Origin of the sequence: uncultured Sphingomonas sp., assembly GCF_964021865.1 — a bacterium.
In the GTDB taxonomy this organism is placed as follows: Bacteria; Pseudomonadota; Alphaproteobacteria; order Sphingomonadales; family Sphingomonadaceae; genus Sphingomonas.
Map to the genome: position 1 here is coordinate 1 of NZ_CAXIAM010000040.1, position 14,540 is coordinate 14,540.

14 protein-coding genes and 1 pseudogene are annotated in these 14,540 nt (G+C 66.7%); 11 read left to right on the forward strand and 4 right to left on the reverse strand.

All coding sequences use genetic code 11. The features are described 5' to 3' along the window. From AADI75_RS11180 to pnp, 8 genes and pseudogenes are all read left to right on the forward strand, one after another. Positions 1 to 389: pseudogene (locus tag AADI75_RS11180) on the forward strand (translation initiation factor IF-2); the annotation flags it as partial. Positions 390 to 507: 118 nt separating this feature from the next. Then, positions 508 to 891, forward strand: a complete 384-nt coding sequence (gene rbfA, locus AADI75_RS11185) for a 30S ribosome-binding factor RbfA (RefSeq protein ID WP_341209108.1) — start codon at positions 508 to 510, stop codon at positions 889 to 891. A gap of 173 nt (positions 892 to 1,064) precedes the next feature. Then, on the forward strand, positions 1,065 to 1,649 hold the full coding sequence (locus AADI75_RS11190; protein WP_341209109.1) for a thymidine kinase: 585 nt from the start codon (positions 1,065 to 1,067) through the stop codon (positions 1,647 to 1,649). 50 nt (positions 1,650 to 1,699) lie between these two features. Next, the gene (locus tag AADI75_RS11195; RefSeq protein WP_341209110.1) at positions 1,700 to 2,008 is read left to right on the forward strand and encodes a hypothetical protein; all 309 of its coding nucleotides are present in this window, start codon (positions 1,700 to 1,702) and stop codon (positions 2,006 to 2,008) included. A 57-nt stretch (positions 2,009 to 2,065) separates the two neighbouring features. Beyond that, positions 2,066 to 2,758, forward strand: coding sequence for a site-2 protease family protein (locus AADI75_RS11200; RefSeq protein ID WP_341209111.1), 693 nt, complete (start codon positions 2,066 to 2,068; stop codon positions 2,756 to 2,758). A 2-nt stretch (positions 2,759 to 2,760) separates the two neighbouring features. Further along, on the forward strand, positions 2,761 to 3,654 hold the full coding sequence (gene truB, locus AADI75_RS11205) for a tRNA pseudouridine(55) synthase TruB (RefSeq protein ID WP_341209137.1): 894 nt from the start codon (positions 2,761 to 2,763) through the stop codon (positions 3,652 to 3,654). Between the two features lie 20 nt (positions 3,655 to 3,674). Then, on the forward strand, positions 3,675 to 3,944 hold the full coding sequence (rpsO, locus tag AADI75_RS11210) for a 30S ribosomal protein S15 (protein ID WP_028966110.1): 270 nt from the start codon (positions 3,675 to 3,677) through the stop codon (positions 3,942 to 3,944). Between the two features lie 217 nt (positions 3,945 to 4,161). Beyond that, on the forward strand, positions 4,162 to 6,504 hold the full coding sequence (pnp, locus tag AADI75_RS11215) for a polyribonucleotide nucleotidyltransferase (RefSeq protein WP_341209112.1): 2,343 nt from the start codon (positions 4,162 to 4,164) through the stop codon (positions 6,502 to 6,504). A gap of 229 nt (positions 6,505 to 6,733) precedes the next feature. Here pnp and AADI75_RS11220 read toward each other — a convergent pair whose 3' ends face one another. Both AADI75_RS11220 and AADI75_RS11225 read right to left on the reverse strand, forming a co-directional pair. Further along, on the reverse strand, positions 6,734 to 8,674 hold the full coding sequence (locus AADI75_RS11220; protein ID WP_341209113.1) for a sialate O-acetylesterase: 1,941 nt from the start codon (positions 8,672 to 8,674) through the stop codon (positions 6,734 to 6,736). A 60-nt stretch (positions 8,675 to 8,734) separates the two neighbouring features. Next, positions 8,735 to 9,505: a class II aldolase/adducin family protein gene (locus AADI75_RS11225; protein WP_341209114.1), complete on the reverse strand. Its 771-nt coding sequence runs from the start codon at positions 9,503 to 9,505 to the stop codon at positions 8,735 to 8,737. Positions 9,506 to 9,663: 158 nt separating this feature from the next. Between AADI75_RS11225 and paoA the strand changes: the two genes are divergently transcribed. The 3 genes from paoA to paoC are packed head-to-tail and all read left to right on the forward strand — an operon-like array spanning position 9,664 to position 13,444. Continuing rightward, entirely contained in the window at positions 9,664 to 10,302 is a 639-nt protein-coding gene (gene paoA, locus AADI75_RS11230; RefSeq protein WP_341209115.1) for an aldehyde dehydrogenase iron-sulfur subunit PaoA, read from the forward strand. Beyond that, positions 10,299 to 11,252 carry a xanthine dehydrogenase family protein subunit M gene (locus AADI75_RS11235; RefSeq protein WP_341209116.1) on the forward strand — a complete coding sequence of 318 codons (954 nt, stop codon included), beginning with the start codon at positions 10,299 to 10,301 and terminating at the stop codon, positions 11,250 to 11,252. The genes paoA and AADI75_RS11235 overlap by 4 nt, the downstream gene beginning before the upstream one ends. Then, complete coding sequence (paoC, locus tag AADI75_RS11240) at positions 11,249 to 13,444, forward strand: aldehyde oxidoreductase molybdenum-binding subunit PaoC (protein WP_341209117.1); 2,196 nt, start codon at positions 11,249 to 11,251, stop codon at positions 13,442 to 13,444. The genes AADI75_RS11235 and paoC overlap by 4 nt, the downstream gene beginning before the upstream one ends. A 235-nt stretch (positions 13,445 to 13,679) precedes the next feature. Here paoC and AADI75_RS11245 read toward each other — a convergent pair whose 3' ends face one another. Further along, complete coding sequence (locus AADI75_RS11245; RefSeq protein ID WP_341209118.1) at positions 13,680 to 13,976, reverse strand: (2Fe-2S) ferredoxin domain-containing protein; 297 nt, start codon at positions 13,974 to 13,976, stop codon at positions 13,680 to 13,682. Then, positions 13,973 to 14,521 carry a DnaJ domain-containing protein gene (locus tag AADI75_RS11250; protein WP_341209119.1) on the reverse strand — a complete coding sequence of 183 codons (549 nt, stop codon included), beginning with the start codon at positions 14,519 to 14,521 and terminating at the stop codon, positions 13,973 to 13,975. Before AADI75_RS11250 ends, AADI75_RS11245 begins: the two co-directional genes overlap by 4 nt. Positions 14,522 to 14,540: the final 19 nt, after the last annotated feature.

Consider the following 14,540-nt stretch of genomic DNA (forward strand, 5'->3'; position numbering starts at 1 on the left):
AGGTGGCGTTGAAATATTACGACGTCATCTACGACCTGATCGACGAGATCCGCGCCGGCATGGCGGGCGAGCTCGGGCCGGAAGCGTTCGAGACCGTCGTCGGCCGTGCGGAAATCCGCGAGGTCTTCTCGGCGGGCAAGCACGGCAAGGCCGCCGGCCTGTTGGTCACCGAAGGCGTCATCCGCAAGGCGCTCAAGGCGCGCATCACGCGCAACGACGTCATCATCTACAATGGTGAGATCGCGTCGCTGCGCCGCTTCAAGGACGATGTGCCCGAAGTGCGCGCCGGTCTGGAGTGCGGCGTGACGTTCACGCAGAACTTTGTCGACATCAAGGCGGGGGATTACCTCGAAACCTTTGAGGTCGAACTGCGCGAGCGCACGCTGTAAGTCTCAACGTCATAGCCCTCTCCCCGGCGGGGAGAGGGTTGGGTGAGGGGTTGCCACGAGCGCTTTCCTCGGTGAGACACCGGCTCCTCTCCCCGGAGGGGAGAGGGAGTTTTTCGACATGACCGACAAGCCAGAAAAATCCGTCCGCACGTTGCGCGTCGGCGAGCAGGTCCGCCACATCCTGTCCGAAGTGCTCCAGCGCGGCGACGTGCACGACGAGACGCTGGCCAGCCATATGGTCAGTATCACCGAAGTACGCATGTCCCCCGATCTGCGCCACGCGACGGTGTTCGTGAAGCCGCTGCTCGGCAAGGACGAGGAAGCGGTGCTGAAGGCGCTGCGCACCAACACCGCCTATCTGCAACGCGAGGTCGCGACGCGCGTGAAGATGAAATATGCCGCGCGGCTCAAGTTCCTCGCCGACGAGAGTTTCGACGAGGGCAGCCACATCGACGCGCTGCTGCGCAAGCCCGAGGTGGCGCGCGATCTTGACGGCGAATGAGGTAAGACGGATTTTACCGGCGTGACTGCCTATACGAACCTTTCCGCCAAGGGACAGGTGGTCATGCCAAAGGCGGTGCGTGACCGGCTCGGATGGGTGGCGGGCAGCTTCGGACGCGGCCCGCACGAGCACGCAGGACCGCGCGCGCCGGTGCCTGTGGAGCAACCCGCCTGATGGCCAAGCTCTATTTCTACTATGCCAGCATGAACGCCGGCAAATCGACCAACCTGCTCCAGGCCGATTTCAATTATCGCGAGCGGGGCATGGCGACGATGCTGTTCACCGCCGCGGTCGACGATCGCTTCGCGGCCGGGACGATCGCGTCACGGATCGGGTTGTCCGCGCCGGCGACGATGTTCGATCCGGCCACCGATCTGGCCGCACGCGCGCTCGCGCGTCATGCCGAAACGCCGCTGGCATGCGTGCTGGTCGACGAGGCGCAGTTCCTGACCGCCGCGCAGGTCGATCAACTGGCAGTGCTGACGGATCGCGCCGGGATACCGGTGCTCGCCTACGGGCTGCGCACCGATTTCCGCGGGGCGCTGTTCGAGGGATCGGCGCGGCTGCTGGCGCTGGCGGACTCGCTGATCGAGATCAAGTCGGTGTGCGCATGCGGGCGCAAGGCGACGATGAACCTGCGCGTCGATGCCGAAGGCCGCCCGGTTGCGGAAGGGCGACAGACCGAGATCGGCGGCAACGATCGCTATGTTGCGCTGTGTCGGCGGCATTTTAGGCAGGCACTTACCGATTACGAATGATGCCCTTGGTTCGATTGCCCGTCCGGCGGCCGTCGTGCGAGAAGAACGCCATGGACACCTCCACGATAAGCCTGGCCGGCTACACCTTCGATGCGGATAGCGGGTGCTTCACCTGCATCCATGTCATGGAAGGCGCGCCCGTTCTCTTGTTTCTTCATGAGAGCAACGGCGACCTGCAATTCATGTGCGGTGCCGACGATCATGATTTTGGCGACGACTGCCGCTTCATCCATACTGCGCACGTTCTTGCGTGGCATACGGATTTGCTGTCGCTGCCGACCGTTGATCCCGGGCATATGGCCGAAAGGGGAAATATGGGATCGTCTTGGAAAGTCATTCCACTTCCGGACGATCAATAAGGTTACAGACACCCATATGCCTAGCCATCCCCCCGCCCCCGCCCTATCTGCGCGGGCATGAACCCCAACGGCATTATCTGGTCGGCGGCGATCTGGATCATTCCGCTCGTCATCGCGATCGTCTTCCACGAGGTCGCACATGGCCTCGCCGCGCGCGCGCTCGGCGATCCGACCGCCGAGGAACAGCGGCGGCTGTCGCTCAACCCGCTGCGCCACGTCGACCCGATCGGCACGGTCGCGCTGCCGCTGCTGCTCGCGATCGCCAAGGCGCCGGTGTTCGGCTGGGCCAAGCCGGTGCCGGTCGACTCGCAACGCCTGCCGCATCCGCGCCGTGACATGATGCTGGTCGCGCTCGCCGGGCCGGGATCGAACCTCGTGCTGGCGCTGGTCGGCGCGGTGCTGCTGGGCCTGTTCACGCGCGATATCTACGGCGTCGCGCCGGGCAGCCTCACCGCTTTCGTCGCCGCCAACCTGCTCAACTTCGTCCTCATCAACGTCTTCCTTGCGATCTTCAACCTGATCCCGCTGCCGCCGTTCGACGGCGGACACGTCGTCGCCGGGCTGCTGCCCGAGCGGCTGGCGCAGCGCTGGGACCGGCTTGCGCGATTTGGCTTTCCGCTGCTGATCATGTTGCTGCTGGTCCTGCCCGCGCTGGTTCCCGGCGCAAACATCGTGCAGCGGCTGGTCCAGCCGCCCGCGCAGGCGCTCGCCGAACGGTATCTCGCGCTCGCGAACGCGATCGGCGGGTGACGGTGCACGGATGGCTGATCCTCGACAAGCCGCTCGGGCTCGGCTCGACGCAGGGCGTCTCGGCGGCGAAGCGCGCGCTGCGCACCGGCGGCTATGCCAGGGCGAAGGTCGGGCATGGCGGCACGCTCGATCCGCTGGCGACCGGCGTGCTGCCGATCGCGATCGGGGAGGCGACCAAGCTGGCCGGGCGGATGCTCGACAGCGACAAGGTCTATGCTTTCACGATCCGCTTCGGCGAACAGACCGATACGCTCGATGCCGAGGGCACGGTGATCGCGACCAGCGACACCCGCCCCACCGCCCAGGATATCGCCGCGGTGCTGCCCCGCTTCACTGGCGCCATCGCACAGGTGCCGCCCGCCTATTCGGCGCTCAAGGTCGACGGGCAGCGCGCCTATGATCTCGCGCGCGCCGGCGAGCAGGTGGTGCTGGCCAGCCGCGACGTCACAATCCACAGCGTGACGCTGGCCGCCGCATCAGGCCACGACCCGCTCGAAGACGCCACGTTCTCAGCGCATGTCTCAAAGGGCACGTACATCCGCAGCCTGGCGCGCGATATCGCGCTGGCGCTCGGCACGGTAGGGCATGTCACCTATCTGCGTCGCACCAAAGCGGGACCGTTCACGCTTGATCAGGCGATTACGCTGGACAAACTGGACCAATTCGCTAAGGCGCGCAGCCTTGAACACTCTCTCCTGCCATTGAGCGCAGGGCTGGACGACATCCCGGCTCTCGCACTCACGCCCGACCAGGCAGGGGCGCTCCGTCAGGGGCGTGTGCTGGCCGGGATCGCCGCCGACGACGGTCAGGCCTTTGCCATGCTGGGAGAAATGCCCGTCGCACTGGTCGAGGTGGAGCAGGGCTCCGTTCGCGTCGTCCGTGGCTTCAACGTATAGAAGATGTCGTAGGAACACTTATGTCGATTACCGCAGAACGTCGTCAGGAAGTCATCAAGGACAACGCCCGCGCCGAAGGCGACACCGGTTCGCCCGAGGTGCAGGTCGCGATCCTGACGGAGCGGATCAAGAACCTGACCGAGCACTTCAAGGGCCACGCCAAGGACAACCACTCCCGCCGCGGCCTGCTGATGATGGTCAACAAGCGGCGTTCGCTGCTCGACTATCTCCGCAAGAAGGACGGTGATCGTTATCTGGCGCTCATCGCGAAGCTCGGGCTCCGCAAGTAACATCAAGGGGCGGCCCGCAAGGTCGCCCCTTTTGTCATTTCTCTTTGTCATCCCGGCGTAAGCTGGGTCCAGCATGTAGGGGCGCCAGACGGCACTCCCTCCCCGGCCCGCTGGAGCCGGGACGGAAGAGACGGCAATACGGCCATATCTTCCCGGGCCACCATCGGCCCGTACGCAGGCCCCCCGCGCATCGGGTGCGGGGAGTGAAGGAAATCATATGTTCGATACCAAGAAGGTGGAAATCCAGTGGGGCGGCAAGACGCTGACCCTGGAGACGGGCAAGGTCGCCCGCCAGGCTGACGGCGCGGTGATCGCGACGCTCGGCGAAACGGTGGTGCTGTGCGCCGTGACCGCCGCCAAGACCGTGAAGGAAGGGCAGGACTTCTTCCCGCTCACCGTTCACTATCAGGAGAAGTTCTCCGCCAGCGGCCGCATCCCCGGCGGCTTCTTCAAGCGCGAGCGTGGCGCGACCGAGCGTGAGACGCTGGTCAGCCGCCTGATCGATCGCCCGATCCGCCCGCTGTTCCCCGAAGGCTTCTACAACGAGATCAACTGCATCGCGCAGGTGATGTCGTATGACGGTGAGAACGAGCCCGACCTGTTGGCGATGATCGCGGCCTCGGCGGCGATGACGCTGTCGGGCGTGCCGTTCATGGGCCCGATCGGCGCGGCACGCGTCGGCTATCAGGACGGCGAGTACATCCTCAACCCGTCCGACGCGCAGGTCGTCGAGGGCGAGCTGGACCTGATGGTCGCCGCGACTCACGACGCGGTGATGATGGTCGAGTCGGAGGCCAAGGAGCTGTCCGAGGACGTGATGCTGGGCGCGGTGATGTTCGCGCACAAGGCGTCGCAGGACATCATCAACGCGATCATCGATCTGGCCGAGCAGGCGGCGAAGGAGCCGTGGGAGCTGAAGGTCCAGGCCGATAGCGCCGCCGTCAAGACCAAGCTGAAGAAGCTGATCGGCAAGGATCTGGAGGCGGCCTACAAGCTCACCGACAAGCAGGCGCGCCAGACCGCGATCAACGCCGCGCGCACCAAGGCGCGCGACGGCATGGCCGACCTGAAGGACAGCGATCCGCAGGCGTATCTCGCCAGCCTGAAGCTGGTGAAGAAGCTGGAGGCGGAGATCGTTCGCACCGCGATCCTGAAGACCGGCCGCCGCATCGACGGGCGCGACACCAAGACCGTTCGTCCGATCGAGGCGGAAGTCCACTTCCTGCCGCGCGCGCACGGCTCGGCGCTGTTCACGCGCGGCGAGACGCAGACGATCGCCACCACCACGCTGGGCACCCGCGATGCGGAGCAGATGATCGACGGTCTGAACGGCCTGTCGTACCAGCACTTCATGCTGCACTATAACTTCCCGCCCTATTCGGTCGGCGAAGTGGGCCGCTTCGGCGCGCCGGGCCGTCGCGAGATTGGCCATGGCAAGCTGGCATGGCGTGCGCTGCACCCCGTGCTGCCGTCGAAGGAGGAATTCCCCTACACCATCCGCGTGACCAGCGACATCACCGAGTCGAACGGCTCGTCGTCGATGGCCACCGTCTGCGGCGGCTCGCTGTCGCTGATGGATGCGGGCGTTCCGCTGAAGCGCCCCGTTTCGGGCATCGCCATGGGCCTGATCCTGGAGGGCAAGGATTATGCGATCCTGTCCGACATCCTGGGTGACGAGGATCATCTGGGCGACATGGACTTCAAGGTGGCGGGCACGTCCGAAGGCATCACCACGATGCAGATGGACATCAAGATCGCCGGCATCACCAAGGAGATCTTCGAGGCGGCGCTCAACCAGGCGAAGGCCGGTCGCGCGCACATCCTGGGCGAGATGAACAAGGCGCTGGGCGAAGTCCGCGCCGAGCTCTCCGCCCACGCACCGCGCATCGAGACCTTCACCATCGACAAGTCGAAGATCCGCGAAGTGATCGGCACCGGCGGCAAGGTGATCCGCGAGATCGTCGCCACGACCGGCGCCAAGGTCGACATCGACGACGAGGGCGTGATCAAGGTCAGCTCGTCGGATCCGGCGCAGATCGAAGCCGCGATCAAGTGGATCAAGGGCCTCGTCGAGGAAGCCGAAGTCGGCAAGATCTACAACGGCAAGGTCGTCAACCTCGTCGATTTCGGTGCGTTCGTGAACTTCATGGGCGGCAAGGACGGTCTCGTCCACGTCTCGGAGATCAAGAACGAGCGCGTCGAGAAGGTCTCGGACGTCCTGAGCGAAGGCCAGGAAGTCAAGGTCAAGGTCCTCGAGATCGATCCGCGCGGCAAGGTGCGCCTGTCGATGCGCGTCGTCGATCAGGAAACCGGCGCCGAGCTGGAAGACACGCGCCCGGCGCGCGAGCCGCGGGAGCGCAGCGATCGTGGCGGTGACCGTGGTCCGCGTCGCGACGGCGGCAGCCGTGACGGTGGCGGTCGCGGCGGCGATCGTGGTGGCGACCGGGGCGGTCCCCGTCGCGAAGGCCGCGGTCCACGCCGTGAACGCGGCGAGGGCGGCAAGGACGAGGGCGACGCCCCCGCCTTCGCCCCGGCCTTCCTGACCAACGATCGCGACTGATCTCGCTTCGCTTTGCGTGCAGCAAGCGAATGGCCCCGGCAGCAATGCCGGGGCCATTTTCGTTTCAGATCAGGCGCAGCACGTGACAATAATGCCGTTCGTCCTGAGGAGCCGTTGAGCTTGTCGAAACGGCGTCTCGAAGGGCAGGTGGTTAGAGACGTGGCTTCGGCAGGCTCAGCCCCTCCTCACCACGAACGGATCGTGTCAAAACAGAAGCATCGGCTGCCCCCTACTCCACCACCCGCTCGAACGGTGCGGCCGGCAAATCCGCGCCATCAAACAGGTTTGTGAACGGCGCGTCGCTCCACGCATAGCGCACCTTCGTCACCGCAGCGGCGTTCGCGCCCGGCAACACCACCGTGTCGCCCCGCGCCTCCGCCGGGACGTAGCGGCATGTATCGCCCGCGCACGCCTCGAACCCGATCGCCTGCCCCGCGCTATAGGTATGCAGCCCGCCGGTGACGTTGCGATAGCGCACCACCAGATCGCCGCCGCTGCGCGACACGCCCGCCACTTCCGGCCCGCTGCGCAGCCCCGGCTGGCCGTAGGCGATGACGCGCGCCAACCGCGCCAGCCGATCGCCGACCACGGTCTTCTGCGTGGGATGGATGTCGAAGCGATCGCCGACGTCCAGCGTCACCGCCAGCCCGGCGTGCGCATCCTGCGCGACCGCCTGCGCCTGCGCCTCGCGCAGTTCCGCCCAGCCCGACTGCAGCGGCGCGGTCGACGGCTTGCCGTAGGAGGTCAGCTGGACGACGAAGAACGGCAAGGCCGGTGCTGCAAACGTCCGCCGCCAATCCGCCATCAACAGCGTCATCAACTCGCGATAGGTCGATGCCTCGCCCGCGTTCGACTCGCCCTGATACCAGGCGGCCAGCTTCAGCCCGTAGCCAGCGAACGGCGCGATCATGCCGTTGTGGAGCGTCGCGAGACTATTGGGCACGTCCCACGGCGCCGGGGCGATCTTCTCGCCGGTCAGCGCGCGGCCCTGCAAATAGCGCCACGGTCCCGCGAACGGCACCACCGTCCCGTCAGCCAGTTCCAGCCCGCGCTGCGCGGCACCGGTCAGCCCGCCGCCGTTCGCGCCACCCAGCACCCGCATCGCGACGATGTTGCGTCCGACCTTCCAGGTCCCGGCTGGCGCATCGTAATGCCGCCACGCCCAGTTGACGCTGCCGCCGCCGACATAGCGGCCGTTGACCCACGTCTCCTCATACTGGTCGATCGGCCCGAGTTGCAGCGTCTTCGCAGCCGCGACCTGCTCGGCGGTCAGCTCGATCGTCCCGCGCAGCCACATCACGCCCTCGAATGCGGCCAGCGCGGGCACGCCCGCTTCCTTCCATGCCGCGGTCGGGATCGTCGCCCATTTTGCATCGTCGAAGCCGGGACGCCGGAACGCCGCCTGTCGCGCGCTGGTGGGATCATGCGCCTTCCACCACGCTTCGCGCCGCGCGCCGTCCTGCGCCAGCGCCTTGGCCGGATCGCGCCCGTAGAGGTCAACCGCCGCAATCCCATCCTTCAGCCGCGGGATCGTCGCCAGCGACGCCGGGCTGATCCAGCTTTCGATCCGCGTACCGCCCCATTCGGAATTGATGAAGCCGATCGGCACCTTCTCGCTCTGCCGCAGCGAGCGGGCCATGTAGTAGCAGACCGCCGAAGCGTCGCCGACCGTCTCCGGACCGACGCGCTGCCATTTGGCGGGTGCTTCCAGATCGGCAAGCGGCCGCGCGCGGCTGGTGTCGGGGATCGTGGCATAGCGTAGGTCGGGGTCGGCCGGTGTCTGCAATGCGCCCCACGCGTTGGTCGACTGCTTGACCATGAACTCCATGTTCGACTGCCCGCCGCATAGGAAGACGTCGCCGACCATGATGTCGCTCAGCGTCTGCCCGCCATCGACCGTTAGCGTGTACGGCCCACCCGCGGCTTGCGCCGGCAGCGTCGCGCGCCAGCGCCCTTGCGCATCGGCGGTCGCGGTAGCGCTCTGCTGGCCCAGCCGCACGGTGACCGGCGCGTTCGGCGCGCCCTGCCCCCACACCGCGATCGGCCGATCGCGCTGGAGCACGGCATGATCGGCGAAGATGTGCGCGAACCGCGGCGTCGCCTCCTGCGCCATCGCCGGCGCAGCGATCACCATTGTCGATCCCGCCATCAACATGCGCCACATCGCCATCATCCTCTCCATCGCATTGTTAGCGCTCGCGTATCGCACCGGGCAGGCGCACGCCAAGCGTCAATCGCGATAGGACGGGTCGATCCGGTCGAGCTTGCGCAACAATGCCGGCCACGCCAACCCGCGCGCGAGCATACCCACCCCTGCCGGCGGCGACTGGCGCGCTACCTTATCCTCGACTCCCTGCGGCGGCGTGTGCAGCCCGTCCGCCCCGGCGGCAAGCATCAGCACCTGCGCCTCGCACGCGCGTTCAAGGAAGTAGAGCCGCAGGAAACAGGACGCGACCGAATCACCGACCGTCAGCGTGCCGTGGTTGCGCAGGATCATCGCGTGCCGCGCACCGAGATCGGCGACCAGCCGCTCGCGCTCGTCCAGATCGGTCGCGATCCCTTCGTACTCGTGATACGCGACGTCGTGCGATGCGATCATCGCGGTCTGCGTGTGCGGTAACAGCCCGCACGCCATCGCGCTCACCGCCTGCCCGTGCGGCGTGTGCAGATGCATCACCGCCTGCGCATCGTCGCGCGCCATATGGATCGCGGAGTGGATCGTGAACCCGGCCGGGTTGACCGGATGCGTGCTGACGCCGACCGGCTGCCCGTCGACATCGATCTTGACCAGCGAGGAGGCGGTGATCTCCTCGAACATCATGTCATAAGGGTTGATAAGGAAGTGATGCTCAGGCCCGGGCACGCGTGCCGACAGATGCGTAAAGATCAGATCGTCCCAGCCATAGAGCGCAACCAGCCGATAGGCGGCGGCCAGATCGACCCGCGCTTTCCGCTCGCCCGGCGCCATCGTGGTGGGTTCCAGCGTCGCAACCGATGCCATGCTCTATCCTCTCCATGCTTTTGACACCGATGTTAATACAGGCTGTCCCCGCCCGCCAGCGGGTCGCGTATCGTTGTGTTGCGGCCGGATATAACCTGGATCGAACGCGTTTCATCGCCGGGAGCGGCTTTCCTGCCCGCTCTCCCAGCAGGATCGACATGACTGACACCAACGGATTTTGCCTCACGCGCCGCGGGGCGCTCGTCAGCGGGGCGGCAGCGGCCTCTACCGTGGCGCTGCCGATCGATGCGCAACCGCTACCCGCCGAGACACCCGCTGCCACCGTCCCGGTATCGTTCACCGTCAACGGCAAGAAGCGCGCGCTCGATCTCGATCCGCGCGTCACGCTGCTTGATGCGCTGCGCGAGCATCTGCACCTGACCGGCAGCAAGAAGGGCTGCGACCACGGCCAGTGCGGCGCGTGCACGGTGATGGTCGAGGGCAAGCGGATCAATTCCTGCCTGACGCTGGCGGTGATGCACGACGGCGACAGCATCACCACGATCGAAGGTCTCGGCCGGCCAAGCGACCTGCACCCGATGCAGGCCGCCTTCGTCAAGCACGACGGCTATCAATGCGGCTATTGCACCCCCGGTCAGATCATGGCCGCGGTGGCGATGTTGCAGGAGGTGAAGGACGGCGTGCCGAGCTACGTCTCGACCGACCTCAACGCCGCCGGTCGTCTCGACGCGCAGGAAGTCCGCGAGCGGATGAGCGGCAACATCTGCCGCTGCGCCGCTTATTCGAATATCGTCGCCGCGATCGCAGATGTCGCTGGCGCGGAGGACGTCGCATGAAGCCCTTCACCTATGAGCGCGCCGCTTCCCCCGCCGCAGCCGCCGCTGCGGTTGCTGCGAAGCCGGGCGCGAAGTTCGTCGCGGGCGGCACCAATCTGCTCGACCTGATGAAATTGCAGATCGAGGCGCCGACCCATCTGGTCGACGTCAACCGGCTCGGGCTCGACACGATCGAGGCGATGCCCAGCGGGGGCTTGCGCGTCGGCGCGCTGGTCCGCAACACCGCGCTTGCCGCCGATCCGCGTGTGCGCCGCGACTATGGTGTGCTCAGCCGCGCCTTGCTGTCCGGCGCATCGGGGCAGCTGCGCAACAAGGCGACGACCGCGGGAAATCTGCTCCAGCGCACCCGCTGTCCGTATTTCTACGACACCAACCAGGCGTGCAACAAGCGCAAGCCCGGCTCGGGCTGCGCAGCGCTCGGCGGGTACAGCCGCGCACTGGCGGTGATCGGCACCAGCAAGGATTGCATCGCCACCCACCCCAGCGACATGGCGGTGGCGATGCGCGCACTCGACGCGACCGTCGAGACGGTTGACGGTGGCGGGCGCACCCGCACGATCCCGATCGCCGACTTCCATCGCCTCCCCGGCAACACGCCATGGGTCGAGACCGCGTTGACGCCGGGCGAGATGATCACCGCGGTGACGCTGCCCCCGCCGGTGCGCGGCACGCACATATATCGCAAGGTCCGCGACCGTGCCTCCTACGCTTTCGCGACGATCTCGGTCGCCGCGATCCTGCCCGAAAGCGGCACGCCGCGCTTCGCCTTCGGCGGCCTCGCGCATAAGCCGTGGCGGGTCACCGCCGCCGAGGCGCGACTGGACGGCGGAGCGAAAGCGATCGCCGCTGCCGCACTCGCCGGGGCCACACCGACATCGCAGAACGCTTACAAAATCCCGCTGGTCGAGCGCACGCTGGCCGCGGTGCTCGCCGAAGGACGCGCAGCATGAAGTTCGACACCCCCGCCGGCCGCAACCCGATCGATCAGCAGAAGGTCATCGGCAAGGCCACTGACCGCATCGACGGCCCGCTCAAGGTAACCGGCACCGCTCCCTATGCCTTCGAGCGCAACGACGTCGCACCGAACCATGCCTATGGCGTGATTGTTGGCGCAGCCGTCGCCAAGGGTCGAATCACACGGATCGACATCGCCGATGCGCAGCGCGCGCCCGGCGTGCTGTCGGTCGTCACTTATGAGAACGCCGGCAAGCTCGCCAAAGCCAAGGCGCATACCGCGACGATGCTTGCCGGTCCGGAGGTCGAGCATTACGACCAGGCGGTCGCGATCGTCGTCGCCGAGACATTCGAGCAGGCGCGCGACGCCGCCAAGCGTGTCCGCGTCGACTACGCCCGCGGCAAAGGCAAATATGAGCTGAAGGCGGTCAAGGACGGCGCGCCGATCGCCAAGGGCGACAAGATGAAGACCGCGCGCGGCGACTTCGCGGGTGCCTTCGCGAGCGCGCCGGTCAAACTCGATGCGATGTACACCACGCCCGACCAGAGCCACATGATGATGGAGCCGCACGCCACCATCGCGGCGTGGAATGGCGACGAACTGACGCTGTGGACCAGCAATCAGATGATCGCCTGGGCGGTCCGCGATATGAGCGAGACGCTGCTGATCCCCAAGGAAAAGATCCGCATCGTCTCGCCGTACGTCGGCGGCGGCTTTGGCGGCAAATTGTGGGTGCGCTCCGACGCGGTGATGGCAGCGCTCGCGGCAAAGGCGGCCGGGCGTCCGGTCAAGGTCGCGCTCGCGCGCCCGCAGTTGATGAACAACACCACGCATCGCCCGGCGACGATCCAGCGGATCCGCATCGGCGCGGACAAGACCGGCAAGATCACCGCGATCGCGCACCAGACATGGTCGGGCGACCTGCCGGGCGGCGGACCCGAAACGGCGGCCAACCAGACGCAATTGCTCTACGCCGGCGACAACCGGCTCACCGAGACGCATCTGGCGGTGCTCGACCTGCCCGAAGCGAATGCGATGCGCGCGCCGGGAGAAGCGCCCGGGATGATGGCGCTGGAAGTCGCGATGGATGAAATGGCGGAAAAGCTGGGCATGGACCCGGTGCGCTTCCGTGTCCTTAACGACACGATGGTCGATCCCGAGAAGCCCGAGCGGAAGTTCTCCGACCGCAATCTCGTCCGCTGCCTTGAGGAAGGCGCGGCGAAGTTCGGCTGGAGCCGCCGCAACCCCAAGCCGGCGCAGGTCCGCGACGGCGACTGGCTGGTCGGCATGGGCATGGCCGCGGCATTCCGCAACAATATGAACATGAAATCGGGCGCGCGCGTCGGTGTCGATCGCAAGGGCGTGGTGACGGTCGCGACCGACATGACCGACATCGGCACCGGCAGCTACACGATCATCGCGCAGACCGCCGCAGAGATGCTCGGCGTCCCGCTCGACAAGGTCGTTGTGCTGCTCGGCGACAGCCGCTTTCCCGTGTCGTCGGGCTCGGGCGGGCAATGGGGCGGCAACAGCTCGACCGCGGGCGTCTATGCCGCCTGCGTCGACCTGCGCCGCCGCATCGCGCAGAAGCTCGGCTTCAACTCCGACGACGTGACCTTTGCGGATGGGAAGGTGACCAGCGGCAACCGCTCCGTCGATCTCGCCAAGGCGGCGGGCGACGAGGGGATCAGCGGCGAGGACGCGATGGAGTACGGCACGCTCGAGAAGGATTATGCGCAGGCGACCTTCGGCGCCCATTTCGTCGAGGCGGCGGTTAACGTCTATACCGGCGAGATCCGCGTGCGGCGAATGTCGGGCGTCTATGATGCCGGGCGCATCCTCAATCCGAAGTCGGCGCGCAGCCAGGTAATTGGCGGGATGACGATGGGGATCGGCGCGGCGTTGATGGAGGATGCGGTGGTCGATCCGCGCTTCGGCTATTTCGTGAACCACGATCTCGCCGAGTACCATGTCCCGGTGCACCTCGATGTGCCGCATCAGGAGGTCGTGTTCCTCGACACGCTCGACGACAAGACCTCGCCGATGAAGGCAAAGGGCGTCGGCGAGCTGGGGCTGTGCGGCGCGGCCGCGGCGGTTGCCAACGCGGTCTATAACGCCTGCGGCGTCCGCATCCGCGACTATCCGCTGACGCTCGACAAGGTGTTGGAGGGCTTGCCGGTGGCGTGATGCGAGTGGGCGCCCCCGCGCCCACCGTCACTCCCGCGAAAGCGGAAATCCAGAACCTCTGACGTTTCGCCGCTATCGCAGGACCTGCGCGTCTGGATTCCCGCCTCCGCGGGAATGACGAAGTTGTGGACATCCACTCCCCCGTTCGTGCTGAGCCTGTCGAAGCACAGGCCGCAGGCACCGCGCCACGAACACGCGCTTCGACAAGCTCAGCGCGAACGGTTGTAAGAGTCCCTCAGCCCTTCAACTGCGCCGCCAGCCCGCCGACATCCGCCCCCTCGGGCACGATCCACCACTGCCCCGGCGTCCGGCTGTCGACGATCGTGACCGCGCCCTTCGGACAGATTCCGAGGCACTTCACCTCGACCACCCCGACATCGGCCTTGCGCCCTTTCCCGAACCCCGCCTCGCCGCGCAGCGCCTTGGCGAGCGGCGTCTTCCCCTTCGCGCCGAACCCGCCGCCCAGCTTCTTCGAGCATTTGCCGCACACCAGCACCGCGCCCGTCCAGCCGGCTCGGACCTGATCCTTCATGGCTCGGCGCGCGGCTTCCACGTCCGCGCCTCCTCTGCAACGCGGAGCACGTCATAGGCGGCCTGGATCGCCTGAAACCGCGTTGCGGCGTCCTTGTCGCCGGGCCGGACGTCGGGATGATTCGACTTCGCCATCCGCCGCCACGCCAGCCGCACGTCGTCGAACGTCGCGTCGACCTCCAGCTCCAGCACCTCCAGCGCGCGCATCTCGTCGCGCGACCGCGTGCCGTCGCCCGATCTTGCCCACGCCTGATGCTTCGACTGCGAGAAGCCACCCGCGTCGCGCCGCTCATTCGCCTCGCGCTGCGCGGCTTCCTCGGCGGAGAGACCCTCGAAATAATTCCAGCCCCGATTGTATTCGGCCGCATGCGCCTGACAAAAGTACCAGCGCTCCGGGCTGTTCGGCGACTTGGGGGCCGGGCACGTTCCCGGCTCGGTGCAGCCATGACGGTCGCACAGCCGCACGGTCGTGGCCTCGCGATTGGCGCCATAGCCGCGCCAGCGGGGAAAGCCCCAGTCGTTCGATCGGGTGGGAATGCGTGCCATTGCTGCGGCACATAAGGAC

Bases quoted from the DNA above. Each gene is read 5' to 3' on its own strand.
- AADI75_RS11220 (WP_341209113.1), bottom strand. From the start codon at position 8,674: ATGGCGATGTGGCGCATGTTGATGGCGGGATCGACAATGGTGATCGCT.
- AADI75_RS11235 (WP_341209116.1), top strand. From the start codon at position 10,299: ATGAAGCCCTTCACCTATGAGCGCGCCGCTTCCCCCGCCGCAGCCGCC.
- AADI75_RS11250 (WP_341209119.1), bottom strand. From the start codon at position 14,521: ATGGCACGCATTCCCACCCGATCGAACGACTGGGGCTTTCCCCGCTGG.
- AADI75_RS11190 (WP_341209109.1), top strand. From the start codon at position 1,065: ATGGCCAAGCTCTATTTCTACTATGCCAGCATGAACGCCGGCAAATCG.
- AADI75_RS11245 (WP_341209118.1), bottom strand. From the start codon at position 13,976: ATGAAGGATCAGGTCCGAGCCGGCTGGACGGGCGCGGTGCTGGTGTGC.
- AADI75_RS11200 (WP_341209111.1), top strand. From the start codon at position 2,066: ATGAACCCCAACGGCATTATCTGGTCGGCGGCGATCTGGATCATTCCG.
- paoA (WP_341209115.1), top strand. From the start codon at position 9,664: ATGACTGACACCAACGGATTTTGCCTCACGCGCCGCGGGGCGCTCGTC.
- pnp (WP_341209112.1), top strand. From the start codon at position 4,162: ATGTTCGATACCAAGAAGGTGGAAATCCAGTGGGGCGGCAAGACGCTG.
- AADI75_RS11225 (WP_341209114.1), bottom strand. From the start codon at position 9,505: ATGGCATCGGTTGCGACGCTGGAACCCACCACGATGGCGCCGGGCGAG.
- rpsO (WP_028966110.1), top strand. From the start codon at position 3,675: ATGTCGATTACCGCAGAACGTCGTCAGGAAGTCATCAAGGACAACGCC.
- AADI75_RS11195 (WP_341209110.1), top strand. From the start codon at position 1,700: ATGGACACCTCCACGATAAGCCTGGCCGGCTACACCTTCGATGCGGAT.
- paoC (WP_341209117.1), top strand. From the start codon at position 11,249: ATGAAGTTCGACACCCCCGCCGGCCGCAACCCGATCGATCAGCAGAAG.
- rbfA (WP_341209108.1), top strand. From the start codon at position 508: ATGACCGACAAGCCAGAAAAATCCGTCCGCACGTTGCGCGTCGGCGAG.